Consider the following 26,987-nt stretch of genomic DNA (forward strand, 5'->3'; position numbering starts at 1 on the left):
AAATGACCGAAGAACGGGCGCCAGGCGTCTATATCGAAAAGGCCGAGGGCATTGCCACGGTGACGCTGCACAACCCGCGCGTCGGCAATGCCTTGACGCGGAAGATATATAAGGCCCTGAGCCAGGCATGGGCGACGCTGGACAACGACGACGATGTACGGGTAGTGGTCTTTACCGCTTCGGGTAACCGGCATTTCTGCACGGGCGCGGACGTCAGCGTCCTGACGACGCAGGGTGAGTTGCGCCGTCCGGGTGAACGCACGGGCGAGGCGTGGCGGCTGACCTGGGCACATGCAGGTTTCACCAAGCCGGTGATCGTTTCGGTGAATGGGACTGCGGCTGGTGGCGGGCTGGGCTTCGTGGTGGACGGCGACATTGTGTTCGCGGCCAGGCACGCCCGCTTTCTGGACACGCATGTCAACGTTGGCCAGATTTGCGGCTATGGTGCGCTGCGGCTGGTCGGGATCATCGGCGCGAGCGAGGCGAAGCGGATCGCACTGGCAGGCGGCATTCTCGATGCTGAGCGCGCCCATGCGTTGGGGCTGGTCAACGAATTATATGACACGGCGGAGGAGAGCATGGCGGCCGCCATGGCGGCGGCGCGTCGGATCGCTGACGCATCTCCTACGGCGGTCAGGGAGACCTTTGGCTTGCTGCGCGCGCTGAGCAAGTCGCCACATGAGAGTGCAGTGATCGCTACGGCCGACCGGGCGCTTGATGCGCATATGCCGCACCCCGATGCGAGTGAAGGCGCGCGTGCCTGGACCGAAAAGCGTGCGCCGCAATGGAAGATCTAAATGGCATTCACAGCGTGCAGGTTGAGCGACCTGCATCGCACATCGGGCTGATCCGGCTCAATCGCCCCGAGGCACGCAACGCGCTGACTTTTGAGTCGTGGCGCGGGATAGAAGCCGCACTTCACCTGTTCTGCGGTGAAGCGGACATAAGGGCGATCATAATCGCGGGAGCGGGGGATTTCTTTTCTGCGGGCGGTGACGTCAAATCGCTTCCAGCCGAAGGGTTTCGTGCGACGGCTCCAGCGGAGCGCGTGGCGCTGGGGCATCGCGTGATCACGGCGATCCGCACGGCGTCCGTGCCGGTCATAGCGGCGGTCGAAGGTGCGGCGGTCGGTGCGGGTTGGAGCTTGGCGCTGGCTTGCGACCTTATCGTCGCGAGCCGGACGGCACGCTTCGCTGCACCTTTCGTCAAGCTGGGCGTGGTGCCTGACGGCGGTATCGCCTGGTTTCTGACGCAGCGGTTGGGACGACACTGCGCTTCAGCGCTGCTGTTGAGCGATACCGCCCTTGGTGCCGAGAACGCGTTGGCGCTGGGCCTTGTCAATCAACTGGCGGAACCGGGGCAGGCGGAGGCGGACACCATCGCGCTGATCGGCTCTCTGCATAGTCATGTGCCACAAGCGGTGGAATTGACCAAAGCGCTGATCGACCGAGCGGAAACCGAGGATTTGCAAAGCTTTATGCGAGCCGAACTGCTGTCGGCGACACTGACGCAGCTTGGGAGTGAAGCGCAAGATGCGCGCACGCAAGCAGCGCGAAATAGGAAAGATCAAAACTCATGAAGATTGGCCGGGCAGTCCTGCGGGACGAAACGACGTCCTTGGTACTGATATTGGATGATGGGCGTGTCGCGGAAGTCACGGGCGCTGGCCCCGATGATCTGGTCGCAGTCGCGATGACGCGGCAGGCGCCTGCGCTGGGACGGAATTTCGATGCCGCAGATGTGCGGTTTCTGGCCCCTGTACCGCAACCGCGGTCATTCCGGGACTTTTCCGCCTTCGAGATGCACACGAAAAATTGCGTCGAGGGCATTGGCGGCAAGATGAACCCGCTATGGTATGAAATTCCGGTTTTCTACTTCAGCAATCCCAATTGCTTCATTGGTCCGGATGACCCCGTTATCCCGCCGCGTAAGGCAAAATCGCTCGACTATGAGCTTGAGGTGGCGTTGGTCATGGGGTCGCCGGTGAGAGACCTCGATGTCGATGACGCGAACTGGGCCGATCATGTCGCGGGCTTCATGCTGATCAACGACTGGTCAGCGCGTGACCTTGGCGCACAGGAGACCAAGTTATTCATGGGCCCCGCCAAGGCCAAGGATTTCGCCACGTCTAGTGGGCCATGGCTGACAACACCTGATGAGTTCGACATCGTTGATGGGCGCATCGACCTGCCGCTCACTGGTCGCGTCAATGGTGAGTGCTGGTCAGACAGCAATCTGCGCGAGATGTATTTCAACTGGCCTCGTCTGCTGGCGCACGCTTCGGCGGATGCAACACTCTATCCTAGCGACGTCATCGGTTCTGGCACCTGTCCAAGCGGTTGCATCATCGAACTGCGGTTTACCAAAGGCCGCGACAAGCATGGCTGGCTGAAAGCTGGCGACGAAATCGTGCTGGAAGCACTCAAGCTTGGACAGTTGCGTAACCGGATAGCCGACTGAGGCAGCCGGTTATCGCGCTGAATGGACCGAATGAGAGAGGAAACAATGGACATGACCATCATGGAGCAGAGACTGAGCTGCATAGTGATTTGCGTCGATGACGTTCCACGCGCATGTGCGTTTTACGAAGCCCTTGGTTGGAAAAGATCATCCCTCAGCCGCGAATCTCTTCCACTGTTCAACGCCAATGGGTTCGTATTCATGATCAGCCCCAGGATATTGGGTGCTGAAGAGGCGTTTGGAGAGCCGCTTCCGCCTGAAGTAGCCGATGCCGTGAAGCACCCGCCCGCGTTCAGCGGTGTCATCTTGAGCTATGTCGTTCGTGATGAGGACGAACAGCGAATGATCCTCGAAAAGGTCGTGGAACTGGGCGGCAAGGTAATTTCGCCAGCGAGAGACCTGATTTTCGGCAATCGGGCCGGTTATTTCTCTGACCCCGTCGGCACGATTTGGGAAGTGTCATTGACCAGGCGAACGCCGCTACAGTCCAATGGAAATTTCAAAATTGGCGATTGAGCGCTTCGCGGCCAGGGTTCGACCTATGGCGGCGGGCCTAGTGTGGCCGCGTTGGCACTTTGGTGAGGAAAGTTAGGCGTCTGAGCTCGAGCAGGGTTTCAACGGAAATCTCAGGCTGTTGTAGCACGCCGAGTTATTAAACTGAATCATGCTCCGCCCCGTGGGCGTAAATGTAGAAAAGGCAAGTCAACTACTAAAGGCTGTATGGTCTACCGGGCGTGCATGAAAATGAACGTAGCCGCGAAGTCAGTTCTTAACGATTACAAGCAGGACGAAAATGTACGATCCCAGCGAAAATGCCGAAGCTGATATTGCAGCTCACCTTCACTCCTTCACCAACCTGGAGGCCCATCCTGAGGTCGGCCCCCTTGTCATTACCACGGGTGGCGGCGTTTTTGTGGAAGACGATAAGGGGAGGCGTTATCTTGAAGCCGTGTCTGCCCTTTGGTGCGCTTCGCTGGGCTTCAGCAACGAGCGCCTTGCCAAAGCGGGCAGCGATGCGTTGCGGGGGCTGCCCTATTACCACACCTTCACCGGTCGATCGAACCCGGCGGTTATCGCGCTTGCCAACAAGCTGCTCTCCATCGCGCCCGTGCCCATGTCCAAGGTGTTCTTCGCCAACAGCGGGTCCGAAGCGAATGACTCTGCCGTCAAGCTAATCTGGTATTATCACAATGCCATCGGCAAACCTGAAAAGAAGAAGATCATTGCCCGGCTCAACGCCTATCATGGCGTGACGGTGGCTTCGGCAAGCCTAAGTGGCCTTATCACGAACCACCGTGATTTCGACCTGCCGATCCATAACATCTTGCATGTCGATTGCCCCCATTATTTCCGCTACGCCGAGCCTGGTGAGAGCGAAGAGGATTTCGCTACCCGCTTGGCCGACAATGTTGAAAAGCGCATCCTGGCGGAAGGGCCGGAGACCGTCGCCGCTTTCTTCGCTGAGCCGGTGATGGGCGCAGGCGGGGTGATTCAGCCGCCCACGACCTATTTCGAGAAGATTCAAAAAGTCCTCGCCAAATATGACGTGCTCCTCGTCGCGGACGAGGTGGTCTGCGGTTATGGCCGGACGGGCGAGATGTTCGGATCGACCACCTACGGCATGAAGCCCGACATTCTGACCACGGCAAAGGGCTTGTCATCCGGCTATGCACCGATTTCGGCGGTGATGGTCAATGAGAAGGTTTATGCTCCCATCGCCCGAAACAGCGGCACCATCGGCACCTTCGGACATGGCTTCACCTATTCGGGGCACCCGGTGAGCTGCGCCATCGCACTGGAAACGCTCAAGATCTACGAAGAAGATAATGTGGTCGGCCATGTGCAGTCATTGATGCCGCAATTCTGGAAGGCGCTCCGTAGCTATGAAGGCCGAAAATATGTCGGCGAAGTGCGAGGGGTGGGGCTGGTGGCCGCGATCGAGCTTTATGCTGATCCGAAGAACCGGATCAGCTTCGATCCAGCCGCTAAGGCGGGTGCGCGCTTGGTTGAAATCGGGCTCAGCCAAGGACTGATCGTGCGAGCCTTAGGCGACACGATCGTCTTCTGCCCACCGCTTATCATCACAGCGGAAGAGCTTGACGAGCTTTTTGCCCGTTTTGAGCGCACTATGGCGATCTTCGAAGAGATCGCTGCGTAAGAGGTTTTCGCGGGCGATCCGCTACCGCGCTTCCAGTATCGACGCGGGAGTGACCAGTTTTTTAGCAAACCGGTTAAAAAATGTAGGAATTTTTGGCGCTCGCAAACTCTGCGAGACAATTTTATTGAGACAGATACTATTCACCCACTTTCGGCGGGCCGTGGGTGCAATCTGCCGGTTTAGCAATCCTGTCACGGTCTCGCCCCGAGAACATACCCGTTCAAGGGAAAGCGAGTTCTGCAGCGGTGGAACTCGGCTCCCGCAACCCACGGCATAGAACTACATACGCCGCCCCACGGGGCGGCGTTGTCGTTTAAGGCAAACGCCGCCAGATCCGTCACGTTGGACACGATCTGCGCTTCGGGACCCCGAGCGCCGTCAGGATAGATCGTCACGCTTTCGATTAGTTGATCCATCAACGCGGCACCTTCCGCTCGAACAGAGTAACCGGTGTTCTGGCGCCACCTTGTCTGATTTGGTGGCTCAGGCAGAGATGCGGGGATGGACGACGCCATCCTTACGACCGCATTGGACACTCACACTGGAGTGGCTCTGAAGCCAGTTCGACGGGTTGAAGTTCTCAGCGGGTTGGCCGGACGACGGCGTTCCTGGACGCTGGAGCAGAAGCTGGCGCTCGTTGCGGAGATGTAGCGTTGCGACAATGTCGCTGCCTTTGCACGCGAGCGGGATGTCAGCACCGCGCTGCTATACACATGGCGCCGGGAGTTGCGTTACGCGGTAGAGGCCAGCAAGATTTCGCCCCGTCACGAGCCGATGTTCGTGCCCGTGGTTGGCGAGACATCGCCGCCGGGTTCGCACGATGGGGTTGTAGAGGTCGAGGTCAGTGGTGCCGTTATCCGGATCGGGCAAGCGGCCCGGACCGATCTGGTGGTAGCCGTTATCCAAGCTCTGCAGGGCCCAGGCATTGATGGTGATCGATGATCGGGATAGGGCCTGGTACGCGGGTGATGGTGGCGACGCGCCCGGTAGATTTTCGCAAGGGTGCAGATTCGCTCGCGGCGCTGGTTGGTGCTGAGTACGGCGGTGATCCTTATTCGGGCGTGATCTACGTGTTCCGGGCGAAGCCCGCCGACCGGATCAAGCTGGTCTGGTGGGACGGCACCGGCCTGTGCCTGATGGCCAAGAGGCTGGAGTCCGGCGGTTTCAAGTGGCCCGGCATCCAGGACGGCGTGATGCGTCTTACGGCGGCGCAACTGGGCGCTCTGCCGGAAGGCCTGGACTGGCGCCGAGTGCATGGCGGGCGGCGCCCGATTGCTCCGCAGATTGCCAGTTGACGGGGCTTTCGTCTGCTGATTCACTGCCCTCATGCTTATGGAAGCGGGACCTTCCCAACGACGTCGAAGCGCTCCGTGCGCTCGTCCTCGAACAGCTCGATCCCGACCAGTTCGAGCTCTCCCTGGAAGAAGTCGAGACAGCATTGGCTCAGGCCGAGCAGGCCCGCGACAAGGCGAAGCGGACACCGGCGGATCGGCCGCGCAAGACCAACCGCGGATCACTGCCTTCCCATCTCGAACGGATCGAACAGGTAGTCGATCTCGAGGACAAGGTTTGCCCTTGCTGCGCGGGTTCACTCCACCAGATCGGCGAGGATGTGGCCGAGCGTCTCGATGTCGTGCCCACCACCTTTCGCGTGCTCGTCACGCGCCGTCCGCGCTACGGCTGCCGTTCGTGTGAGAGTGCCATTGTGCAGGCCCCGGCGCCGACACGGATCGTCGAGGGCGGCATTCCTGCCGAAGCGCTGATCGCGCAGGTGCTGGTCGCCAAGTACGCTGATCACCTGCCGTTGTACCGACAGGCACAGATTTACGCCCGCCAAGGCATCCAGCTTGATCGCTCGACGCTGGCCGACTGGGTGGGACGGGCGGCTTGGTACCTGCGCCCACTGCGCGACCATATCCTGGAGCGATTGCGGCGATCCGAGCGGCTGTTCGCCGACGAGACCACCGCACCAGTGCTTGATCCCGGTCAAGGGCGGACCAAAACCGGGCAATTATGGGCCTATGCTTGCGATGATCGCCCGTGGAGCGGCGATGATCCGCCGATGGTTGCCTATGTCTATGCTGCCGATCGCAAGAGCGAGCGGGCGGAAACGCACCTGGGCGACTTCGTCGGCATCCTGCAGGTCGATGGCTATGGTGGCTACGCCGCGCTCGCCCGGCGGCGCAACCAGATCCACCTCGCCTTTTGCTGGGCACATGTGCGCCGCAAATTCTACGAACTGGCCGACAGCTCGCCAGTCGCCACCGAAGTGCTGCGCCGGATCGCCCAGCTCTATGCCATTGAGGACGAGGTACGAGGGCTGCCTGCCGAACAACGCCGGTTGATCCGCAGTGGACGCAGTCGCATCATCGTCGATGACCTCCACCAATACCTCGGTGCGCGGAACCGCCAGGTAAGCGCCAAGAGCAAGCTCGGCGAGGCAATCCGATACGCGCTCACCCGTTGGGATGGCCTCTCCCGCTTCCTTGATGATGGCCGCATCGATCTCGATAGCAACACCGTCGAACGCTCAACCCCACCCCTCGCGCTCAATCGGAAGAATGCCCTGTTCGCCGGCTCCGATGAAGGCGGCGACAACTGGGCGGTCATCGCCACGCTCATCGAGAACTGCAAGATATCCGGTATCAATCCGCACACCTGGCTGACCGAAACGCTCGGCAAGCTGGCCGCGGGTCATCCGGCCAGCGCCGTCGGCGAACTCATGCCATGGACCGCCGTGGCCTGAGAACACCGGTTACTCCTTATCCCTTGGCCCAATGTTTCACCTGCATTGCACCAAGAAGTTGCTCGATCGGATCAAGCCGGAAATTTCACCTCCCGGCCAAAGTGATACCTCGTTGGGCAACTGGTACGCCACCGCTCTGTTCTGGCAGCCCCAAGTCGCAATGCTGGTTTCGGAGCGGACTCTGCTGCCCGTGTTGATGCCGCTGGCGCCTGCTGCCACGTTGGCCCGGCGTTTCCCCGCCCAACTGGCGCTCGTTCTGATGGAGCATGGGATCGCCGCTGATTTCATCGCTCAAGAGGTCTGGCGAATGAGTCGCGTCAATTACGCCAAAACGGCTAACCGCAGCGTGGTTGGCGTCCTCCAATGAATTTCTGCGCCAAGCCGAATTTTGGCTGGCAGCCTATGGGCACGAAAAGGGCGATAACGACGACCTGCTAGCCATTTCTGCGAAACTCGCCGAGGCGCCTTGCAGTCCGTTGTACAAGGCCCCATCTCCCCGGATAAGGCCCTTCATGAGTTGGTGAATGGCGACAGTCGCGTTTGTTAGGCCATGTCAGCTGCGGATGAACGTAGGGCAGATTCCAATAACCTGATTAGGCGCTGTCAATGGCGGCTATGTTGGCGGCCGCCGCCGTTGTAAGCGGTGCCAAGGGTTCGGTTTCCTTGATTCGTTTCCGGCACCAGCCATTCGGCTGGCCCCCCACTAGGTGTTTAGTCCCAGCATGTGATGGTGTGGCTTGACGATAAAGATGTCTGGCTTTGATTTCCAGAGTTCCTCGATAGCCTCGTATGGGGTTTTGAACCTGAGAGCCTTGAGCTGTTTGGCGAAGTTGTAGGCTATCAGCCAGTCGCGGACGTGCCGCCGCAACTCGAGGATCGACGCGTACTGGAAGGATTTGACGGTCGCTTCCTTGATGGTCCGCACCATGCGTTCGGCCTGACCGTTGGTCCAGGGGTGGTAGGGCTTGGTTAGCCGATGCTCGATGCCATTTTCCTGGGCGACACGCCCGAAGATGTGCGGGAAGATCAGGCCGGTGCCGCGCTCGAACTGGGCGAACTGCACGCCATTATCAGTCAGCACGGTGTGGATTTTGTAGGGCACTGTGCGGATCAGGGATTTGAGGAAGCCGACTGCCACCATCTTGGTCGCCCTGCGATAGATGCGGGCAAAGACCAGCTTTGATGTGCGATCGACAGCGACATAGAGAAAGGCCTTGCCGCCCTCGTGTCGCAGTTCGGCGATATCGATGTGAAAATAGCCGATCTCGTATGCCTTGAACTTCTTCGGCTTCTCGCGGTCCGCTTTGGGTAGGCGACTGATCCCGTGCCGCTGTAGGCAGCGATGCAGCGACGAGCGCGTCAGATGCGGGATCACATCCTTCAACGCGATGTAGACATCGTCCAACGGAAGCCTCGCCTGTACGCGCAGAGCTACGATGGCGGCTTCTTCCATGGCCGAGAGGACGGTGCTGCGGCGTTCCCTCGGCCCCATCGGCAGGTCTTCCACCGACTGCCGCTTACGCCACTTCAAGACGGTCTTCTCGTTGATCCCGTATCGCTTCGCGAGGTGCGCGACCGAAGCTTGCGATCGCTGTAGTTCGCCTCGAATGGTGTGCGTGGTCTTGGCGCTGCCGTGGAGAACCTGGCCCATAGCTCCCTCCGTTGTGATGAGGTCAAATTTACACCATCACATGCCGGGACTAAACACCTAGACCATTAGCGACCCGCGCCCAGCGCCCTCCTGTGTAACCCGAAGGTCATCCCTCTACGCATCCTGTGTGCGTCGAAAGGGATAAAGAAATTGCGCGCGGTATCCTTGCGGCACCTTTTCGGGCACGCCGTAGCCATTGGGCCATTCGCCGTCGGGAAGATGATAGGTGCCGAACAGACGGTCGAGCAGCGGTAGGTGGATAGCGAAATTCTTGTCCACTGCCACGGCCTCTATCCCATGGTGCCAATGGTGGAAGCGGGGCGTTGCGATCACTTGGCCCAGGCGGTTGAAGTCGCCCTTCAGGTTCGCGTGGAGCAGCGAGGAGTAGATATAAACGAAACCGATATAGGCCTGCATCACCAGCGGCGAGAAGCCGAAGGTCAATAGCGGCAACGACGTAACGCCGCGCAGCGCGATGATCTCGAAGAAATGCATGCGCGCACCCGCCAGCCAATCCATCGCCTTGGCCGAATGATGGACCGCGTGGAAACCCCAAAGGAAGGGCACACGATGGAAGGCACGGTGGAACCAATATTGAACGAGATCGGTCAGGATCACGACTTCAAGGAACTGAAGCGGCCAGGGCTGGCTGGCGACCATGGCGCGGATACCTGCGAGGCCGGTTGTGGCCGCATTGATATAGCTGGATGGCGCGAGGGCCAGGAAGGTGATGAGCTGCACCAGCATTGAGCTGAGAAGATAATAGAACAGGTCCTCGCGCCATTCCTGACGAAACAGGCGCTGCTGCGCCTTGTGAGGGAAAAGTCGCTCTATGGGCGCGAACATCAGGCCAGTGGCGACCATGTTGACCGCAAAGAAATCCAGCCCGAAAAAGATGCCCCAATCATGGGTTTCGCTCGGCTGCACCTCCGCGCCGCCGAGCAGGGTGGCAAGCAGCGCGATGATCAGCGCAGTGGCCCCGATCGCCTTGCGCGGGCGCAGGAGCAAGCTGAGAAGAGCCAACGCATAACCGCCGATTAGAAAGCCATGAACCAGCGGACGCAGGCCGCACCAGCTATGCAGCGCTGCAAGTTCGGGCGTGGCGAACCAGTCGGGCCATCGCAGGGCCACGACAAGGCACAGGCCGGTGAAACTGAGCAACAGCCCGAAAAAGCCCGAAAACCATCCGCTGCCTAGCCGCCGTACCGCCAACGGCGATTGCAGATCATGTTCCAGCTCTTCGAACCAGCTTGGCATATCGGTTGTTCCCCTTGTGAGTCTCTGTTTAGAGCTTTGCCCCCGCCGCCCTCAAGGATTCCTTGACGCGGGTGATGGCCATGTCGAGCGGATCGCTTTCGCCGAGCAAGGCGAAACTGCCGTTCAGCGCGAAGGTGCAATGACCGTGCACGGTAGCCACCAGCGAGCGGGCGAGGCGCGGTGCGATGTCGCGGCCTTGGAGTGGCAGGACGGCGGCGACTTCGCGCACCACGACTTCGGTCAGGCCTGCGCGTTGCCCGGCATAGTCCTCCGGCATCGGCACGCCCAATGGCAGGCGGTGGTCGTAGATCGCCATCCAGATATTCATATTCTCGCGAGCGAAGCTGAAATAGCCATCGACCAACGCGGCGATCCGATCCGGTGGATTACCGGCTAGGCGCGCCTCCAGAAAGGCCGACCACAGGTCGAAGGTGCGCGTGTTGATCGCGACGATCAGCCGATCATAGCTGCCGAACACATTATAGAGCGTGCCTACCGAATATCCGATCCGCTTGGCTACCTCCCGCGAGGAAAAGCGTGCGAAACCGACCTCCGCCATGTGCCGGTGGCCTTGGGCGAGGATCATCGCGTTCAGTTCTTCGCGGCTGTGGTCGGAGCGTCTTCCCATGAAGGGCTCGATAGCGGCACAATTGAACAGTGTCTAATTATTTTATTGAACAGCGTAAAATTTTGCGATAGCGACGGCACATTCTCCGCTTCGAGGAATGCGACTCATGCTGGTGGCGCTTGTTCTGCTGATTTTCGGAATCATGCTGTTCGACATGAGGGCGCGGCTGACGGCTGCCGAGCAACGGTTGGCCATGCTGGAGGGTGGACCGCAGCCGCGCGAGCAGGCAGACGAGGCCGTGCGATCCGCTGTCATCGTGATACGTGAGCGGCCGACCCCGCCTGCGCCGCCCATTGCGCCTCCAGCCGAGCCGGTTGCACCTGTCGTGGAAGAGCCAGTCGAAGCGGAGCCGGAGGCTGCCCCGGAGCCCGCCGCCGCATCGGTTGGACCATCGCGCCCCTCCTTCGGCTTTGAGGAGCTGTTCGGGCGGCGGCTGCCGATCTGGGCGGGCGGGGTGACGCTGGCCGTGGCCGGGGTGCTGCTGGTCAAATATTCGATCGACGCGGGGCTGTTGTCCCCTGTGGTGCGGATCGTGTTGGGCCTGCTGTTCGGCGCGGCGTTGATCGGCGGAGCGGAAGCCGCGCTGTGGCAGGAGGCGCGGGTGCGCGATCCTCGGGTGCGGCAGGCGCTGGCCGGAGCGGGGCTGGCGACGCTCTATGTCAGCATATTGGCCGCGCACGGGCTTTATGGGCTTGTCGGGCCGGGAACGGCTTTTACCGGGCTGGCGGGCGTGACGGCGCTCGCCATGGGGCTGTCGCTACGTTTCGGGGCGCCGAGCGCGCTGCTGGGGCTTGTGGGCGGTCTGGCCGCGCCCGCGCTGGTCGAGGCGGGGTCGCCCAATGTGCCCCTGCTCAGTTGCTACCTGGCACTAGCGGTCGGCGGCCTGTGCGCGCTCTCGCGGACACAGCGCTGGATGTGGCTGGGGGTGAGTGCGTTGATCGGCGGAGCCGGTTGGGGCGTGGCACTGCTGGTCATGGGGGCTCTGGACTGGGCCTCCTCGCTGTCGGTCGGGCTGCTGCTGCTGGCGTTGGGCGTGGGCCTCCCATTGCTGGCCTTTTCGGGGACGCGAGGGACTGTTGTGCGCATAGCTGCTGCTGTGGTGGCAGCGGCGCAGATGGCGGCGCTGGTCGCGACCGGCGGTTTTGCGATGCTGCATTGGGGCCTATTTGCTCTGCTGTCTGTGGCGCTGGTCTGGCTAGGGCGCGATGCGGCCTTGCGGCCCCTGAGCGCGGTCGGACTGAGTGTCGCGTTGCTGCTCGCCGGAATCTGGCCGGAGCCGGAAATGGGCCGCTTTGCGCTGGTGATGCTAGCGATGGGCGCGATCTATGGCGGGGCGGCGTTGGGACGGTTGTGGCGCACGGACGGGGGGCTGGTGGAGGCCGGACAGGTCGCTGGGCTGGCCTTGGGTGGCCTGCTCGTCAGTGTTGTTCATTTCCATCAGATGGGAGCGGACGGCAACTTTGCCTTGTTGGCCCTGGCGATCACGGCCATGCCGGTCGCGGCCATGATGTTGGGCTGGAACTGTGCCGAGCGCCGGCAGGATGAGCGCTTTGCCTTGCTTGCGACGACAGCGGCGGCATTGCTGGTCGCGGCGGGCGACTTCGGTCTGGCGGGATGGGTCTTGGCCATCGTCATGGCGGCGGTGGCGGCGGGTCTGCTGATGCTGGCGGAACGGGCGGGGGACCATCGCGTCGAGTGGAGCGGCTGGGCGTTTGCGCTGGGCGCAGTGATGGCGTTGGTCGGATGGGATTTCGCTCAGGTCGCGCGGCTTTGGGGTGACGCTGTCGTGCCCGCCGAGGCGGGGCTGCGCTGGCTGGCGGTGGCTCTGATGGCGGTCCTGTTCGGCTGGCGCGCACGTTTCGGCGAGGGGCGGCTGGTGGCGCAAGGTTTTGCAGCGCTGCTCGGTTATGGGGCGGTGGCGCAGATCATGCCCGCGCTCTGGTTGCCGGTGGCGGTGGCTCTGGGGCTGGTTATGCTGGCGCAAGGCGCGCGGCGGTGGCTCCCTGCGCTGGGTGTGATGGCCGCTATTTCGTTGCTGTGGGCGGTCCGGCCGCTGGCGGTCTGGTCTGGCCATGCGCTGATGTCGCTGGCGGGGGAGCCGATGCTGGTGACGGGCTTGCCGCAGGTTGGAGAGGCGTTGCGACGGCTCGCGGTTCCGGCTTTGTTTTTGGGCGTCGCTCTGTGGCGGATTGGTGGGGCCGTACCGTTGCCGGTTCGGCAGGGGGGCCTTGCAGCAGCGGCGGTGATGGGCGGAGTCGCGATCCATATCGGTTACAAGCAGATCTTTGGGCTGGTGAATGACGCGGACGTGGTGCGCCTGGCCCTAGCTGAGAGGGTGATTTGGGAGGCTGTGCTGATTGGCCTGGGCTTTGGCGTTTGGCGGTGGGCGAAATCGGGCGGAGTAGCGCTTGGGCTAATCGGCGTGGGCCTTGGCCATGCGCTGGTTTATACGGTCCTGCTGCATGATCCGCTCTGGGCTGCTCAGGCGGTTGGGGACTGGCCGGTCGCTAATCTGCTGCTGCCGGCGTTCGGTCTGCCCTTTGTGGCGGTCGGGTTGGTCGAGCGCAGGAAGGAGCTGTTGCAGCGGCCTGCGGATATATTGCGAATGCTGCTGATCGCGCTCTTTGCGCTGGCCAGCGTGCGGCAGATGTTCGTGGGGTCGGTGTTGACCGTGCCGGGGCTGGGTGAGGCTGAGGACATCCTGCGTTCCGTACTTGCGCTGGGGTTGGCGATCGGCTTCCTGCTTTGGGGCATCCGTACCCAAGCGCATGACTGGCGCATCGCGTCGCTGCTGCTGATGCTCTGCGCCGTTGCCAAGGTATTTCTACTCGACGCGTCGGGCCTCTCTGGGCTGCTGCGGATCGGGGCGTTCCTGGCCTTGGGCTTCAGCCTGATCGGGATCGGATGGCTTTATAATCGCGTGCTGCGCGAACCGGTTAACAACTCTGCGACAAATGCCGCATAATGGCTGAAGGACGGGGGTAAGAATATGTCCGCACCTGATCTGTCTTTGCTGGGTAAACGCCGTTTCGCGCCATTGTTCGTGGTGCAGTTTCTGGGCGCGTTCAACGACAATCTGTTGAAGTTCGCGCTGCTGTTCCTCGCCAATTTCGGCCTCTATCGTGCCGAGCCGGATAAGGCGGAGATGCTGGCGACGATCGCCACAGGCCTTTTCATATTGCCCTATTTCCTCTTTTCGGCGCTTGCCGGTCAATTGGCTGACGCGTGGGACAAGGCAAAGCTGGTGCGCGTGGTCAAGGCGGCGGAGGTCGTCATCATGACCCTCGCCGTGACAGGTTTCTGGTTACAATCGGTGCCGATCCTGCTGTCCTGCCTGTTCCTGATGGGGCTGCATTCGACCATTTTCGGGCCGGTCAAATTTTCGATCCTGCCGCAGCATCTGCATCCGCATGAGATTATGGGCGGGACCGGACTGATCGAGGCGGGAACCTTCCTCGCGATCTTGAGCGGGCAGTTGCTGGCGGGGGTTATCGCGCCTTGGGAGGCGGGCCTTGTGGCTGTCGGCGTCGCGATCTTCGGCTTCCTCATCAGCCTTGCCGTGCCGCCCGCGCCAGCGGTAGCGCCGGGCCTCAGGATCGAGCGCAATGTGTTCAAGAGCACCTGGCATATCCTGAAGGCCGCGCGGCATGGCCGGGGCGTCTGGCTGTCGATTCTGGGCATCAGCTGGTTTTTCGCCGTGGGCGCGGTTCTGCTGGCTGAATTTGCGCCGCTGGTGAGCGGGGTGCTGAAGGCCAGGCAGGAGGTCGCGACGCTGTTCCTGTTGATCTTCTCGATCAGTGTCGCCCTGGGATCGATGCTGGTGAACCGGCTGCTGGGCGGGCATGTGTCTGCGCGGTTCGTGCCGGTTTCGGCGCTGGCGCTGGCTGGGTTCATGATCGATCTTTGGTTATCGACCAGTGGTTTTGTACCTGTGCATCAGGGCGCCGGGATTGCGCAATTCGTGGGCTCGCCTGGAAGCTGGCGGATCATGGTCGATCTTACCGGCATCGCCTTTGCGGGCGGGATGTTCATCGTGTCACTCTATGCCATCCTCCAGACGCACAGCCCACGCGAAGAGCGGTCACGCACCATCGCGGCAAACAATATCGTCAATGCGGCGACGACGGTGGCGGTCGTCTCGGCGGTGACGTCGATGCTGGCGCGGGGCGAGAGCGTACCCGGCATCATCGGGGTGATGGGCTTTGCGACTTTGGCGGTGGCGCTGATCAGTTGCTGGCTGCTGCCGGAGACGGTGATCAAGGCGATCGTGCGCGGGCTGCTGAAGCTCTGCTATCGTGTAGAGGCGCATGGCGCTCGGAACATGCCCGCCGCTGGGGAACCGGCGGTGGTGGTCGTCAACCATGTGTCCTTCCTTGACGGGCTGCTTCTGGCCGCCTTCCTCCCCGGCAAGCCGACCTTTGCGGTGCATACGCGGATCGCCAAGGCCTGGTGGGTGAAGCCCTTCCTGCCGCTGTTCGATGCCTTTCCGGTCGATCCCACCAATCCCCTGTCGGCCAAAGCGATGGTCAAGGCGGTACGCGAGGGGCGGACGTTGGTGATCTTCCCCGAAGGCCGGATCACTGTCACCGGCACCTTGATGAAGGTCTTCGATGGCCCCGGCATGGTCGCGGACAAGGCCGACGCGCCGATCATCCCCGTGCGGATCGATGGCGCCCAGTTCACGCCATTTTCGCGATTGAAGGGGAAGGTGCGGTTGCGGCGTTTCCCCAAGATCATCCTGACCGTGCTGGAACCACGCCGCTTCACCATAGAAGGCGAGATGACGGCGCGGGCGCGGCGGGCGATCGCCGGGCGACGGCTCTATGACGAGATGAGCCAGATGATGTTCGCGACGTCGGACACGGACCGGACGCTGTTCGAGGCGCTGCTCGAAGCGAGGCATGTCCATGGCGCCAAGGCATTGGTGGTCGAGGATGTGAAGCGCGAGCCGCTGAGTTACGGAAGGCTGGTTACGGGGGCACTAGTGCTAGGGCGGGCCTTGGGCCGCTCGACGCGGCAGGGTGAGGCGGTGGGTGTGCTGCTGCCCAATGTTGCGGGTGTGGCGGTTGCCTTCTTTGCCCTGCAGGCGGGCGGGCGCGTGCCCGCGATGCTGAATTTCACGGCGGGCCTCGCCAATCTGAAGGCGGCCTGCACTGCGGCCCAGATCCGGACGATCGTCACCGCGCGCGCCTTTGTCGAGCAGGGGAAGCTTGGCGATGTGATCACAGGGCTGGAGGCGGAAGGAATCGGCTTTATCTGGCTGGAGGATTTGGGTGCGACCATCGGTGCGGGTGCGAAGCTGCGTGGGCTGATCGCCAGCCGCTTTGCCGGAAGGATGCATGGGAAGCTCAGGATTTCCCCCGATGATGCGGCGGTGATCCTCTTCACCTCCGGGTCGGAAGGCCTACCCAAGGGCGTGGTGCTGACGCATCGCAACCTGCTGTCCAATTGCCGGCAGCTGGCGGCGCGGATCGATTTCAATTCGTCGGACGTCGTGCTGAACGCGCTGCCGGTGTTTCACAGCTTCGGGCTGACCGGCGGGACCTTGCTGCCGATCTTCCATGGCGTGCGGACGCTACTCTATCCCAGTCCGCTGCACTACCGGATCGTGCCGGCGCTCGCCTATGACGCGAATGCGACGATCCTGTTCGGGACGGACACCTTCCTGTCGGGCTATGCGCGGATGGCGCATGGTTATGACTTCTACTCGCTGCGCTACATCTTCGCGGGGGCTGAGCGGGTGCGGGACGAGACGCGGAAAATCTATGCCGAGAAATTCGGGCTGCGGATATTGGAGGGTTATGGCGCGACAGAGGCTGGCCCGGTGATCGCCGTCAACACGGCGATGCATTACCGCGCCGGGTCGGTCGGCCGCCTGCTGCCGGGGGTCGAGGCGAGGCTGGACAGTGTGCCCGGGATCAGCGAGGGCGGACGGCTCTCCATACGCGGCCCCAATATCATGGCGGGCTATATGAAGGCCGACACGCCCGGCATCCTGCAACCGCCCGAGGGAGGCTGGCACGACACCGGCGACATCGTCACCATCGATGAGCAGGGCTTTGTCACCATCCGGGGCCGCGCCAAGCGCTTCGCCAAGATCGGTGGCGAGATGATCTCGCTGCCTGCGGTGGAGGGCTATGTCGCGACGCTTTGGCCCGAAGCCGAACATGCGGTCGTCACCCGCCCGGATGCGCGCAAGGGGGAGCAGCTGGTGCTGTTCACCACCGCGCGGGATGCAAAGGCGGCGGCGTTGCAGGCTTGGGGTAGGGCCAATGGCGTGACCGAGTTGGCACTGCCGCGCGAGATCAGGGTGTTGGATTCGCTACCGCTGCTGGGTACGGGTAAGACAGATTATGCGTTAATGACCCAGATGGCGACAGGTTAAGGGTCGGCCGAATGTGGCTAAACTCGAGAAAGTCTGCTCACGGCCTGAAGGGTTCATAACTCGCCCGTGAATGAAAGGCCGGTTTCGACGGCCTCGCGGAGCGCCGCGAACAACCGCTTTGTTGCCGAATTCCGACACAGGGGAGCAGCGCCAATATACAACAGGCGCTGCTCGAAGCCGACGCCGCACCAGATGAGGAACCGTTCAGGCTCCCCTCAAACCCGCGCCATCTCGGCTGCGGCGGCGAGGCACACATATGCCGCAGACGGATCTCGTCGACCTCGCTCCGCGTTGCCGTTTTTGCAGCCCGAGGCCGCGCCTGCCATGCCGGTGCTGACGGAGGAGCTGGCTTACCTTTCAGCCATGCTCCTGCGCCTCGAGCATGTTCAGCTTCGCCTCTAGGCGGGTTAACAATGAGGTTCGGACAGGTTGTCCAGCGATCAGCTTGCGCCAAGTATTATAGCTGATACCCAAACGGGCATTCAGCGCCTCGTCGGTGCGGTGTGTCACCATAGCCTCGACCCGCGCTACCAATCTTCTGTCCACTTCCTGGCAGCCTTTGGGACCCGCCTTGGCCTCTGAGTTGTTTTGCGTCTGCATACTGGTATCCTTTTCGTTCCGAAAAAACTACTTTGAAGCAAGCGCGGCCTCGACCGGATTTGATCGAATCGCAATGTGCTATCGTTAGCATTTAGGATGGCATATGGATAGCCTTAGAACCGCGAGGGCTGGGTTGATGTCGATTGTCGCGCCGTCGGAACAAGAGGTGAGAAGCCCCGAAGAGCAAACCGCTTAACGATTCCCGAGCCTAGTGCCATGGTGCAGAAGCGGATTAGTGGGCCGCAAGACAAGGGGCGGCCAGGGCATAGGGAATGTTACCGCAGGGGGACGGGTTCATTTCCGCAATATTCATAGAAGCCGCGCCCTGATTTGCGGCCGAACCACCCGGCTTCCACAAGCTTTATCAGTAACGGCGCCGGGCGATATTTTGGATCTCCGGTCATTTCTTGCAGCAATCGCATAATCTCCAGGCAGGTGTCGAGTCCGATGAAATCAGCGAGTTGCAGTGGCCCGATGGGGTGATTGAGACCAAGGACACAGGCCTTGTCGATGTCAGCCGTTCCGGCCGTCCCTTGGCCAAGCACGAATGCGGCTTCGTTGATCATCGGCAAGAGAAGGCGGTTTACGATGAAACCCGGCTCGTCTTGAGATAGAATGGGCTGCTTTTGCAAGGATTCAGCGAACCCGACAACATATTCGACAGTGGCTTGGCTGGTCGCCATTCCAGGAATGATTTCGATCAGACCCATCCGGGGGACTGGATTGAAGAAATGAAGGCCCACGAAACGGCTAGGGTCTCTCGCACTCGCAGCGAGCCGGGTGATCGGGATCGAACTCGTGTTTGTTGCCAGAATTGCGCCATCCCCAAGAAACGGCGCCACATCTTTAAAAATTGCCGCTTTGACCGCTTCGCGTTCCGTGGCTGCTTCAATCACCAGTGAAGCGTCGCGAAATATGCCATATCCAGCAACCGGCGTGATTCTGTGCTCAATTTCATCCGCCGTCAGGCCATCCAGTTTCCCCCGTTCCTCGAGCCTGCGCAAAGATCCGGCGATCATCGCCTTTGCGGCTTCGGCACGTTCGATATCGAGGTCCGACAGCAGTACGCTGTAACCATGATGCGCGGCCGTTTGAGCAATACCGATACCCATCTGGCCTGCCCCGATTACGCCGATAGTCTGCACTACACACCTCCTTGAAACTAATGGCCATTGCGGCCTTGATCAAATCACAACCTGTGCTATCGTTAGCATATAAGTTGGTGTGTGGATAGCCTTTGAAGCGCAGGACGGGCGCGCACGCTGTCAAAACAGGAGGCGAGAATGCCTGAAGATCAAATCGTTGTGGAGCGTCCCGAATCCAGTGCCATGGCGCCCAAGCGATATTCGTTCGGTCTGATGGCATTCCACTGGATATCCGCACTGGTTGTGATCGTGCTGATCGGGACAGGCTGGTGGATGCTCGAATTGATCCGGGATCCGGCACGGATGAAATCCGCATTCCCGATTTTCCAGTTCCATAAGTCGCTTGGCATGCTGGTTTTTGCCATCACGCTAGCGCGTATTGCCCTCAGACTCCGCCGCAAGGCACCTGGCCTGCCCGTCGGCATGGCGAACTGGGAGCGACTTGCCGCTCTCATTGCGCAGGCATTATTTTATTTGCTGCTCGTCGCCATCCCGCTGACAGGCTGGTTGTATATTTCGACCGAATGGGCGGAGTCGCTGGATAAGGAGTTCAAGGCCAGCACGCTCTTCTTCGGGCAATTTGCAGTTCCTTATGCAAACTTCATCTCTGAGGCCGAAGCAGGCGTTCGGCGAACCCTGTCGTTCCACCTTAGCGGTATTCACGCGTGGCTGGCCTATGGCCTCCTCGCCCTGATCGTCTTGCATGTCGCAGCTTCGATGAAGCATCATTTCCTCAATAGGGACGATGTATTGTCACATATGCTTCCCGGTCTGCGACACCGAGACGGCCCTGATTCCGAGCCGACGCTACCGTTGCTCGGCTTGGCCAGACTCAAGATATGGCTGATTGCTTGCCTGGTCCTTGCCGCGCTTGGGACGCTTGGCTGGATGAAGAACTCCCCTCCGTCCCCGCCTGCGACAAGGGCCGAGGCAGGCCAAACTGGGACGAGATAGTCTCCGTGTCAGCTGGTTGACGGGAAACCGGACAGCACGTTGCTGATCGCCGACGGTATGTCGGACCGGGCTATAAGGACGAGTTCCAAGCGCGCGCTATGGTCCGAGATGTCGCGAAAGCACAGGTTATGGAGGTTCAGTCGGGCGAGGGATCTGGGAGCGATCGCAATTCCTGTTCCGGATGCAGCAAGGCCCGCAGCGGTTATGAAATCGGTGGTTCGCTGAATAGGGGGCAGCGGCGACCCGGCAGTCCTTGCAACGCCGCGGATGATGTCGATCAACCCGACTTCCTCGTGGAACTGGGGCACGATTATGCGGTGCTCCACGACATCGCGCGCGCGCAGCGGATGCACTCCGGCCAGAAAGTGATCAGGAGCAAAGGCCACTACGACGTCTTCCGCGTGTATCGTCCTGGCCAGTGTCCCGACAGGGTATGTGGGTCGCGGCCTGATGATGCCGAAGTCGATCTTTCCATCATCGACCGCAGAAATCTGCTCCGGCGTTTCGAGCGAAACGGGTTCTACCTCCAGTTCAGGAAGGTGAGATCGCAGGAGGCGAAGGATGTTGGGCAGCACGCCTGCCATGATCGCCGAAAAGACATAGCCGATCCTGACTGGCCCTGCAGTGCCCCTGCCGAATTTGCGCCCGAGCGCTTCGGTTCGCTCGAGTGCGGCAATACCTGCATGTGCTTCGGGCAGGAAGAGTTCACCCGGATGGGTCAGTCGCACTTTGTTCCGCTTGCCGCGGTCCACCAGACGGGTTCCAATCTGGTCCTCAAGCCGCTTGAGCCGCTTGCTCACAACCGACTGAGCGACGCCGAGGCGGTCAGCGGCAAGCACGAAATGTTGGAGCTCGGCGATAGCCACAAAGGCTTTCAGGCTTTCAGGATCAATCATGACAATTTGATCTCATATTGAGATTAAAAATACAATTTTTCTCAGTTTAAGAAATCAAAGCGCCCGATAGGTTTTGCAGGTCACGAGAAGGAAAAACGGATGGCTGAGCTGGCAAGGTATGATTGGGAAGACGCTTTGGGCCTTGAGGGCCTGCTGACCGAAGACGAGCGAATGATCGCGGCCGCGGCGCGGAGCTTCGCCCAGGACCGCCTGCAACCGCGCGTGATCGAGGCCTTCGCAAAGGAACATACCGATCCGGCGATCTTCGCTGAAATGGGTGAACAGGGGTTGCTCGGCATCACTCTTCCAGAGGCCTATGGCGGCGCTGCTGCCTCCTATGTCGCCTATGGGCTCGTTGCGCGCGAAGTCGAGCGAGTGGACTCGGGCTATCGGTCGATGATGTCGGTGCAGTCCAGTCTCGTCATGTATCCGATCTATGCCTATGGTTCGGAAGAACAGCGCATGGAGTATCTGCCCAAGCTCGCGCGCGGCGAATGGATCGGGTGCTTCGGGCTGACCGAACCGGATGCGGGTTCCGATCCTGGTGGGATGCGGACTCGCGCCGTGAAAGTCGATGGCGGCTATTGCCTCAACGGGAACAAGACCTGGATCTCAAACTCACCGATCTCGGATGTGTTCGTCGTTTGGGCAAAATCCGAAGCGCATGGTGGCGCCATTCGCGGTTTCATACTCGACAAGGGAATGAAGGGGCTCTCCGCACCGAAGATCGAGGGCAAGGTCAGCCTGCGAGCGTCGATCACCGGCATGATCAACATGGACGATGTCTTCGTACCGGAAGACAAGCTGTTGCCGAATGTCGAAGGTCTCAAAGGGCCTTTTGGTTGCCTCAATCGGGCTCGCTACGGGATTTCCTGGGGTGCGATGGGGGCCGCGGAATCCTGCTACGCCGCGGCGCGCCAGTATGGATTGGATCGCAGGCAGTTCTCCCGCCCGCTCGCCGCGACCCAGTTGTACCAGAAGAAACTGGCTGACATGGCGACGGAGATCGCACTCGGGCTGCAGGCAAGCCTGCGTGTCGGCAGACTGATGGATGAAGGCGCCTTCGCGCCTGAGATGATCTCGCTGATCAAGCGCAATAACTGCGGGAAGGCGCTTGATATCGCCCGCGTTTCGCGTGACATGCATGGTGGCAACGGCATCTCGGAAGAATTCCAGATCATCCGCCACATGGTCAATCTGGAGACTGTCAACACCTACGAGGGCACGCACGACGTTCACGCCCTCATTCTCGGGCGCGCGATCACCGGGCTGGCAGCCTTTTAGGATGACCCAAACTCCGCTTGCCGACATCAAGGTCGTTGAGTTCGCCCGGATTCTGGCCGGCCCGTGGGCCGGTCAGATCCTTGCTGATCTTGGCGCGGAGGTCATCAAGGTCGAAAGTCCGGCCGGAGACGACACGCGCAAATGGGGGCCGCCGTTCGTTGAGCATGCGGACGGCAGCGGGGACGCGGCCTATTTCCATGCCACGAACCGCGGCAAACGATCCGTGACAATAGACTTCGCCGAAGAAAGCGGAAGAGTCCAGGCCCGCCAGCTAGCGCAGTCCGCCGACGTGGTCATCGAGAACTTCAAGGTTGGCGGACTGGCGAAGTTCGGTCTAGATTACGCTTCGCTCAGCGCAGTCAACCCTCGCCTCGTCTATTGTTCGATCACCGGATTTGGCCAAGATGGCCCCTACGCGCACCGCGCCGGTTATGATTTCATCGTTCAGGGGATGAGCGGCATCATGGATTTGACAGGTGAACCCGATGGGGCACCGCAAAAAATCGGTGTTGCCTATGCGGACATTCTCACCGGGCTCTACGCGGTAATCGGCATCCAGGCTGCCCTAGCCGAGCGGGAGCAGAGCGGGATGGGCCAACATGTCGATATGGCGTTGTTCGATGTGATGGTCGGCACCTTGGCAAACCAGGCGATGAACTATCTGATATCTGGTTCTGCTCCCAAACGTCTCGGCAATGCGCACCCCAACATAGCCCCCTATGAAACATATCCGACCCAAGATAGTTGGATCATCCTCGCGATCGGAAATGACGAACAATTCCGCAGGTTCTGCGCTATTGTCGGACTTGCCAGGGAGGACCGCTTCGCGACCAATTCGCTGCGCATCGAAAATCGCATCGAACTTAGCGCGCTTGTTGCAGCCCGCACACGACAATGGAGGCGAGGTGCCCTCCTGGCCGAGCTCGAACTTGCAGGAGTGCCCGCGGGTCCGATCAATACGGTCGCCGATGCATTCGCCGACCCGCAAATCGTTAGCCGTGGCATGATGCTCATGATGGGCGGTGAAGGGGGTGTCGGCATTCCCGGCGTGCGATTGCCAATTCGCTTTTCGCGGTCGGATCTCGCCCATCCAAGGGTTTCGCCAAAACTGGGTGAGGCGGCCTTGCTTCAGTTTGGAGACATGCAATGATCGTCGAACAGCGCATCTATACGCTCAAGATCGGCAGAGTGAACGACTATCTGGCTCTGTACAGGGCCGAAGGGCTTGAAGCACAAATTCGGCACCTCGGGCAGCCGTTTGGATATTTTTTCTCCGAAACGGGGGAGCTCAATCAAATCATGCATATGTGGGCCTATGCGGATGCCAACGATCGGGCGGCCCGGCGGGCGGCTCTCTACGCCGACAGTCAGTGGCGCGAAGTAGTTCCGAAGCTGTTCGAGATGATCGAACGCATGGAATCCGTCATCCTCAATCCCGCATTCTTCGTCGAACCCCAAGCCTGCAGGGTCGTGTGATCCTCGACCTGAACATGGTCCTGGTCCGACCGGATCGGCACCGCGATCGAAGCGAAAGTTCTGCCGGGAGTGCGGCGGCAGATGCTATGTTTGCCCAAGGCTACGGGTCGAGCACAAACAGCATAGGGGACATTGTCGATGCAAAACGACATGCAAATGGACATAGCAGCGGTACACGCTATTGAAGACGCGCGGTGCGAACTCATCAGTTCGAATGATATCGATGGATTTGGCCGCTTACTCGGTGACGATTATGCGCATGTCCACATCACTGGACGGATCGATGACAAGGCCGGAGCACTGGTTTCCTTCATGAACGCGCCGCGCCAATGCTGGCGTGGCGAGATGTCGATCCGCGTCTATGGCGACGTTGCGATCGCCTCGGGGCCGCAGATCAATCGTATGCCTCGCGAAGACGGGTCTAGCGAAGATCGCACTCTCATCGCCACCACGGTCTTGAACAGGCGGAAAGGCGAGTGGAAAATCGTTCATTTCCATGCCTGTTCGACATCTCAATAGGACTGTCATGGATGCCGGGATCCCAAGGGAGTAAGACTCGGCCAAAGATGGAGAACATCGCAATGAATTCCGACGATAAGCAATGCAGGTTGCCGCTCGTACGGCGTGGCAGCGCTCCCGAAGTTTTCGAGCTTCTCGATCTACGGCGCAGGAACGTGGCGGATGCCAATGTTTTCGCGCTGCTTGCCAATTGCCCGGATATCTTGAAGCCTTTTCTCGACATGGCAGACGCCGTGCGCGATGGTTATGGTCTCGATCCTGTGCTTCGTGAACTTGCGGTCATCATGACATGCCAGTCATTGGGCAACCGTTATGAGCAGGTTCGCCACTGGAACATTGCGAGGCGACTGGGTGTTCCGGCTGAAAAGCTGGCGCTCATTGGTGAATTTGAAGTTTCGGAGGAATTTTCGGCGCTGGAAAAGGCAGTCCTTCGCTTGGCGCGTGACGCAACCCGGGATCCCGAAGGGGTGGGCGCGGAAATCTGGTCGGAAGTCCACAGCAACCTCGGCGATCAACAGATGCTGTCCCTGCTTTTCACGATCGGCTGGTACAATATGTCGGCCCGCGTCACCGGACCCGCGTGCTTGCCGATCGAAGCGGATTTGGTGAGGCTCTGATCGGGTGAAGCCGATAGGGCAGATGATTGAGCGCCGCATCTGGAGCGGCGCTCGAAACATGTGAGGCGCGCTAGGCTGTAGTGACGATTTATCATTTGGGCTGAAGCATGATGATGGCGCGTTTTTGATGAAGCCGGGGCGCTTGTCGTATCGAGTTGCGATGCAGCGCCGCTGTTTGAGCTTGGCCAAGAAGCGTTCGACGGCCCAATATTGCTTGTAAGCAATGGCGTCGTAGCTGGCGATCCAATCACATGTGGTGCGCGGATGTAACCTGGCGCGGTTTCCGGTACCTGATCGCGATCATGGACTGGGCGATCCGCACAGTGCTGACCTGTCGGCTTCTGCGTCGGGTTGTCTCCATGCCTTCGAGACCGGTTCGAAGCTGAAAGCTGGCCTTGATCGCTAGATCGCCTATTACAATGGCCGGTCTCCGCGCTCGGGCCTCGCCGGGCGAACCCCGTGAAGAACTATCGCAGGCGACACGATCGACAACTGGGATTAGCCTAGCCGCAAACCTGTCCAAGCACCTAGTCCTTGTAAGAAATGCGCTCATGAAAGGCCATTGCGGCCGCAACCACTGTCATGGGTATTGCCAGAAGGCCAAGAATGCCGCCGATGCCGAGCCCCATGCTGACCAACACCCCTCCACCGACGCTGCCGATAAGTGATCCCACGCGGCCCATGCCGCTCATCCAACTGATCCCGGTCGCACGAACACGTGTCGGATACCAAGTTGCGGCATAGGCGGAGGATCCGACTTGAGCGCCCGGAATGCAAACCCCCGCGCAAAAAAGTGCTCCCGCGAGAAGAACTGGCTGCCCCGCGAACCATCCGATCGCGAAAAGGAAGAAGCCGGCCAGAAGACTCGCGATCGCGATCACCCGATTGGGTTTCTTCCGATCCATCAGGATGCCGAGGAAGATTGCTCCGAGAGTCCCACCCACTTGGAACATCGCGCCGATTACGGAGGCTTGGCTGATGGAATAGCCCTGCTGGGTAAGGAGCAGGGGCATCCAGCTGTTGAGAAGGTATATCGACATCAAGCCGCAGAACGCGGTGAGCCACAACAGCAATGTTCCGGAAAGAGGACGTACCGCGAACAGTTCGGTCGCTGGCGTTCCTGCAGAAACGACTTCGGACTGCGGCAACCAATCCAGGGGCACACCGCCTGGAGTGATCTTGGCCAGAACAGCACGTATCTCATCTTCCCGTCCACCTTTTGCGGTCAGGAAGCTGAGCGATTCGGGCAGAATGAAATGGGAAACGATCGCTAATGTCACCGGGACCAGGCCGCCGGCCAGGAAAACCATCCGCCAACCGAACACCGGGATGAGCCAAGCGGCGATAAGGCCGGAGGTGGCCGCGCCTAATGTGAAACCGCAAAACATGGCATTGACCAATGCAGACCGTCTGGTCGCCGGAGCATATTCGGACGTCAACGCGATGGCGCAGGGAAGGACACCTCCTAGGCCGATCCCTGCCAGGAACCGTAGCGCGATGAGTTGCGTCAGATTCTGGGAAAGACCCGCGGCAACAGTGAGAATCCCGAACATCAAGGTGGCGACAACCAGGGTACGTGTCCGGCCGATATAGTCGCAAATCGGCCCGAAGATTACGGATCCGGCGATGGACCCGAACAGAGCGGCCCCGAAAAGGGCAGCCAGGCCTTGCGGTTGCAATTGCCATTCTGCCGCGATCTTTGGCGCCAAAAAGCCGATCACTGCGGTGTCGAACCCGTCGACCGACACGATTGCGAAGCAGAATCCTATCACCAGATACTGAAGCCGGGACAAAGGGTTGGCGTTCACTAGATCGCTTGCTGTTACAAACTGCGGATTCGACATTGCATCCCCTTCCCGAGTTGTTTTCAAGGTGCTGCCCCATCCGAGCGGATGTGTCGGCTACCATTGCGAATCGGCGAGCATATCACTCGCATCCAAGCGTGATTGCAAGCGCAAACGATAGCATGAGAATTTGATTTCAGTCATAAGGCGACGGTCCCTGTGCGATCGTGCCCCGTAGGTATAATGATCCCTTTCCGACATTTACGCTCAATTTGTTGGCATTGTTGACACCACTAGCTGCCGCATTCCAAATGCGACCGGCACGCAGATTCTGCTAACGATAGCATAATTATGTTGACTTACCCGCCCCAGTCAACGAAAGACACGGTGCTGCAGGGCGCGAGTCCCGCCGGAACCGCCAAAGCTT

23 protein-coding genes are annotated in these 26,987 nt (G+C 60.4%); 16 read left to right on the forward strand and 7 right to left on the reverse strand.

What is annotated here, in order from left to right; genetic code table 11:
- The first annotated feature begins 2 nt into the window (after positions 1-2).
- From ACZ5TB_RS16950 to ACZ5TB_RS16985, 8 genes are all read left to right on the forward strand, one after another.
- Positions 3-797, forward strand: a complete 795-nt coding sequence (locus tag ACZ5TB_RS16950; RefSeq protein ID WP_464792832.1) for an enoyl-CoA hydratase/isomerase family protein — start codon at positions 3-5, stop codon at positions 795-797.
- The gene (locus tag ACZ5TB_RS16955) at positions 785-1,579 is read left to right on the forward strand and encodes an enoyl-CoA hydratase/isomerase family protein (RefSeq protein WP_464792833.1); all 795 of its coding nucleotides are present in this window, start codon (positions 785-787) and stop codon (positions 1,577-1,579) included. Before ACZ5TB_RS16950 ends, ACZ5TB_RS16955 begins: the two co-directional genes overlap by 13 nt.
- Positions 1,576-2,460: a fumarylacetoacetate hydrolase family protein gene (locus tag ACZ5TB_RS16960; RefSeq protein ID WP_464792834.1), complete on the forward strand. Its 885-nt coding sequence runs from the start codon at positions 1,576-1,578 to the stop codon at positions 2,458-2,460. Before ACZ5TB_RS16955 ends, ACZ5TB_RS16960 begins: the two co-directional genes overlap by 4 nt.
- A 45-nt stretch (positions 2,461-2,505) precedes the next feature.
- Positions 2,506-2,976 (forward strand): VOC family protein, encoded by a 471-nt coding sequence (locus ACZ5TB_RS16965; protein ID WP_464792835.1) that lies wholly within the window; start codon positions 2,506-2,508, stop codon positions 2,974-2,976.
- A 277-nt stretch (positions 2,977-3,253) separates the two neighbouring features.
- The gene (locus ACZ5TB_RS16970) at positions 3,254-4,618 is read left to right on the forward strand and encodes an aminotransferase (protein ID WP_464792836.1); all 1,365 of its coding nucleotides are present in this window, start codon (positions 3,254-3,256) and stop codon (positions 4,616-4,618) included.
- Positions 4,619-5,556: 938 nt separating this feature from the next.
- Positions 5,557-5,913, forward strand: coding sequence for an IS66 family insertion sequence element accessory protein TnpB (tnpB, locus tag ACZ5TB_RS16975; protein ID WP_464792837.1), 357 nt, complete (start codon positions 5,557-5,559; stop codon positions 5,911-5,913).
- On the forward strand, positions 5,910-7,364 hold the full coding sequence (tnpC, locus tag ACZ5TB_RS16980; protein WP_464792838.1) for an IS66 family transposase: 1,455 nt from the start codon (positions 5,910-5,912) through the stop codon (positions 7,362-7,364). Before tnpB ends, tnpC begins: the two co-directional genes overlap by 4 nt.
- 31 nt (positions 7,365-7,395) lie before the next feature.
- A complete protein-coding gene (locus ACZ5TB_RS16985) occupies positions 7,396-7,731 on the forward strand; it encodes a DUF6933 domain-containing protein (RefSeq protein WP_464792839.1) in 336 nt (111 codons plus the stop codon).
- Positions 7,732-8,067: 336 nt separating this feature from the next.
- Here ACZ5TB_RS16985 and ACZ5TB_RS16990 read toward each other — a convergent pair whose 3' ends face one another.
- The 3 genes from ACZ5TB_RS16990 to ACZ5TB_RS17000 form a co-directional block, all read right to left on the reverse strand.
- A complete protein-coding gene (locus tag ACZ5TB_RS16990; RefSeq protein WP_464792840.1) occupies positions 8,068-9,015 on the reverse strand; it encodes an IS481 family transposase in 948 nt (315 codons plus the stop codon).
- A 114-nt stretch (positions 9,016-9,129) separates the two neighbouring features.
- On the reverse strand, positions 9,130-10,272 hold the full coding sequence (locus ACZ5TB_RS16995; protein ID WP_464792841.1) for a sterol desaturase family protein: 1,143 nt from the start codon (positions 10,270-10,272) through the stop codon (positions 9,130-9,132).
- A gap of 28 nt (positions 10,273-10,300) precedes the next feature.
- Positions 10,301-10,900 carry a TetR/AcrR family transcriptional regulator gene (locus ACZ5TB_RS17000; protein ID WP_464792842.1) on the reverse strand — a complete coding sequence of 200 codons (600 nt, stop codon included), beginning with the start codon at positions 10,898-10,900 and terminating at the stop codon, positions 10,301-10,303.
- 97 nt (positions 10,901-10,997) lie between these two features.
- Here ACZ5TB_RS17000 and ACZ5TB_RS17005 point away from each other — a divergent pair, with 97 nt between their 5' ends.
- Together ACZ5TB_RS17005 and ACZ5TB_RS17010 are read left to right on the forward strand one after the other, a co-directional pair.
- Entirely contained in the window at positions 10,998-13,865 is a 2,868-nt protein-coding gene (locus ACZ5TB_RS17005; protein WP_464792843.1) for a DUF2339 domain-containing protein, read from the forward strand.
- Between the two features lie 24 nt (positions 13,866-13,889).
- Positions 13,890-17,285, forward strand: coding sequence for an acyl-[ACP]--phospholipid O-acyltransferase (locus ACZ5TB_RS17010; protein ID WP_464792844.1), 3,396 nt, complete (start codon positions 13,890-13,892; stop codon positions 17,283-17,285).
- 357 nt (positions 17,286-17,642) lie between these two features.
- On the opposite strand, the gene ACZ5TB_RS17015 is transcribed toward ACZ5TB_RS17010, so the two are convergent.
- Both ACZ5TB_RS17015 and ACZ5TB_RS17020 read right to left on the reverse strand, forming a co-directional pair.
- Positions 17,643-17,885: a hypothetical protein gene (locus ACZ5TB_RS17015; protein ID WP_464792845.1), complete on the reverse strand. Its 243-nt coding sequence runs from the start codon at positions 17,883-17,885 to the stop codon at positions 17,643-17,645.
- 275 nt (positions 17,886-18,160) lie between these two features.
- Positions 18,161-19,030, reverse strand: coding sequence for a 3-hydroxyacyl-CoA dehydrogenase family protein (locus tag ACZ5TB_RS17020; RefSeq protein WP_464792846.1), 870 nt, complete (start codon positions 19,028-19,030; stop codon positions 18,161-18,163).
- A gap of 138 nt (positions 19,031-19,168) precedes the next feature.
- On the opposite strand from ACZ5TB_RS17020, the gene ACZ5TB_RS17025 reads away from it, so the two are divergent.
- Positions 19,169-19,984, forward strand: a complete 816-nt coding sequence (locus ACZ5TB_RS17025; RefSeq protein WP_464792847.1) for a cytochrome b — start codon at positions 19,169-19,171, stop codon at positions 19,982-19,984.
- An 8-nt stretch (positions 19,985-19,992) separates the two neighbouring features.
- Here the strand turns inward: ACZ5TB_RS17025 and ACZ5TB_RS17030 are convergent, their stop codons facing one another.
- Positions 19,993-20,880 carry a LysR family transcriptional regulator gene (locus tag ACZ5TB_RS17030; RefSeq protein WP_464792848.1) on the reverse strand — a complete coding sequence of 296 codons (888 nt, stop codon included), beginning with the start codon at positions 20,878-20,880 and terminating at the stop codon, positions 19,993-19,995.
- Between the two features lie 99 nt (positions 20,881-20,979).
- On the opposite strand from ACZ5TB_RS17030, the gene ACZ5TB_RS17035 reads away from it, so the two are divergent.
- The 5 genes from ACZ5TB_RS17035 to ACZ5TB_RS17055 all read left to right on the forward strand — a co-directional run bounded on the left by ACZ5TB_RS17035 (position 20,980) and on the right by ACZ5TB_RS17055 (position 24,776).
- Positions 20,980-22,164, forward strand: a complete 1,185-nt coding sequence (locus tag ACZ5TB_RS17035; RefSeq protein WP_464792849.1) for an acyl-CoA dehydrogenase — start codon at positions 20,980-20,982, stop codon at positions 22,162-22,164.
- A 1-nt stretch (position 22,165) separates the two neighbouring features.
- Positions 22,166-23,314, forward strand: a complete 1,149-nt coding sequence (locus ACZ5TB_RS17040) for a CaiB/BaiF CoA transferase family protein (RefSeq protein ID WP_464792850.1) — start codon at positions 22,166-22,168, stop codon at positions 23,312-23,314.
- Positions 23,311-23,640, forward strand: coding sequence for an NIPSNAP family protein (locus tag ACZ5TB_RS17045; RefSeq protein ID WP_464792851.1), 330 nt, complete (start codon positions 23,311-23,313; stop codon positions 23,638-23,640). Before ACZ5TB_RS17040 ends, ACZ5TB_RS17045 begins: the two co-directional genes overlap by 4 nt.
- A 138-nt stretch (positions 23,641-23,778) precedes the next feature.
- Positions 23,779-24,159 carry a YybH family protein gene (locus ACZ5TB_RS17050; protein WP_464792852.1) on the forward strand — a complete coding sequence of 127 codons (381 nt, stop codon included), beginning with the start codon at positions 23,779-23,781 and terminating at the stop codon, positions 24,157-24,159.
- Positions 24,117-24,776: a carboxymuconolactone decarboxylase family protein gene (locus tag ACZ5TB_RS17055; RefSeq protein WP_464792853.1), complete on the forward strand. Its 660-nt coding sequence runs from the start codon at positions 24,117-24,119 to the stop codon at positions 24,774-24,776. Before ACZ5TB_RS17050 ends, ACZ5TB_RS17055 begins: the two co-directional genes overlap by 43 nt.
- Before the next feature lie 527 nt (positions 24,777-25,303).
- Here the strand turns inward: ACZ5TB_RS17055 and ACZ5TB_RS17060 are convergent.
- Positions 25,304-26,620, reverse strand: coding sequence for an MFS transporter (locus tag ACZ5TB_RS17060; RefSeq protein ID WP_464792854.1), 1,317 nt, complete (start codon positions 26,618-26,620; stop codon positions 25,304-25,306).
- Positions 26,621-26,987: the final 367 nt, after the last annotated feature.

The sequence above is a fragment of the Sphingobium sp. TomTYG74 genome, assembly GCF_055393875.1.

Excerpts from the sequence above, each read along its gene's own strand:
- ACZ5TB_RS16950 (WP_464792832.1), top strand. The coding sequence starts at position 3 with ATGACCGAAGAACGGGCGCCAGGCGTCTATATCGAAAAGGCCGAGGGC.
- ACZ5TB_RS16955 (WP_464792833.1), top strand. The coding sequence starts at position 785 with ATGGAAGATCTAAATGGCATTCACAGCGTGCAGGTTGAGCGACCTGCA.
- ACZ5TB_RS16960 (WP_464792834.1), top strand. The coding sequence starts at position 1,576 with ATGAAGATTGGCCGGGCAGTCCTGCGGGACGAAACGACGTCCTTGGTA.
- ACZ5TB_RS16965 (WP_464792835.1), top strand. The coding sequence starts at position 2,506 with ATGGACATGACCATCATGGAGCAGAGACTGAGCTGCATAGTGATTTGC.
- ACZ5TB_RS16970 (WP_464792836.1), top strand. The coding sequence starts at position 3,254 with ATGTACGATCCCAGCGAAAATGCCGAAGCTGATATTGCAGCTCACCTT.
- tnpB (WP_464792837.1), top strand. The coding sequence starts at position 5,557 with ATGATCGGGATAGGGCCTGGTACGCGGGTGATGGTGGCGACGCGCCCG.
- ACZ5TB_RS16985 (WP_464792839.1), top strand. The coding sequence starts at position 7,396 with ATGTTTCACCTGCATTGCACCAAGAAGTTGCTCGATCGGATCAAGCCG.
- ACZ5TB_RS16990 (WP_464792840.1), bottom strand. The coding sequence starts at position 9,015 with ATGGGCCAGGTTCTCCACGGCAGCGCCAAGACCACGCACACCATTCGA.
- ACZ5TB_RS16995 (WP_464792841.1), bottom strand. The coding sequence starts at position 10,272 with ATGCCAAGCTGGTTCGAAGAGCTGGAACATGATCTGCAATCGCCGTTG.
- ACZ5TB_RS17000 (WP_464792842.1), bottom strand. The coding sequence starts at position 10,900 with ATGGGAAGACGCTCCGACCACAGCCGCGAAGAACTGAACGCGATGATC.
- ACZ5TB_RS17005 (WP_464792843.1), top strand. The coding sequence starts at position 10,998 with ATGCGACTCATGCTGGTGGCGCTTGTTCTGCTGATTTTCGGAATCATG.
- ACZ5TB_RS17010 (WP_464792844.1), top strand. The coding sequence starts at position 13,890 with ATGTCCGCACCTGATCTGTCTTTGCTGGGTAAACGCCGTTTCGCGCCA.
- ACZ5TB_RS17015 (WP_464792845.1), bottom strand. The coding sequence starts at position 17,885 with ATGCAGACGCAAAACAACTCAGAGGCCAAGGCGGGTCCCAAAGGCTGC.
- ACZ5TB_RS17025 (WP_464792847.1), top strand. The coding sequence starts at position 19,169 with ATGCCTGAAGATCAAATCGTTGTGGAGCGTCCCGAATCCAGTGCCATG.
- ACZ5TB_RS17030 (WP_464792848.1), bottom strand. The coding sequence starts at position 20,880 with ATGATTGATCCTGAAAGCCTGAAAGCCTTTGTGGCTATCGCCGAGCTC.
- ACZ5TB_RS17035 (WP_464792849.1), top strand. The coding sequence starts at position 20,980 with ATGGCTGAGCTGGCAAGGTATGATTGGGAAGACGCTTTGGGCCTTGAG.
- ACZ5TB_RS17040 (WP_464792850.1), top strand. The coding sequence starts at position 22,166 with ATGACCCAAACTCCGCTTGCCGACATCAAGGTCGTTGAGTTCGCCCGG.
- ACZ5TB_RS17045 (WP_464792851.1), top strand. The coding sequence starts at position 23,311 with ATGATCGTCGAACAGCGCATCTATACGCTCAAGATCGGCAGAGTGAAC.
- ACZ5TB_RS17050 (WP_464792852.1), top strand. The coding sequence starts at position 23,779 with ATGCAAAACGACATGCAAATGGACATAGCAGCGGTACACGCTATTGAA.
- ACZ5TB_RS17060 (WP_464792854.1), bottom strand. The coding sequence starts at position 26,620 with ATGTCGAATCCGCAGTTTGTAACAGCAAGCGATCTAGTGAACGCCAAC.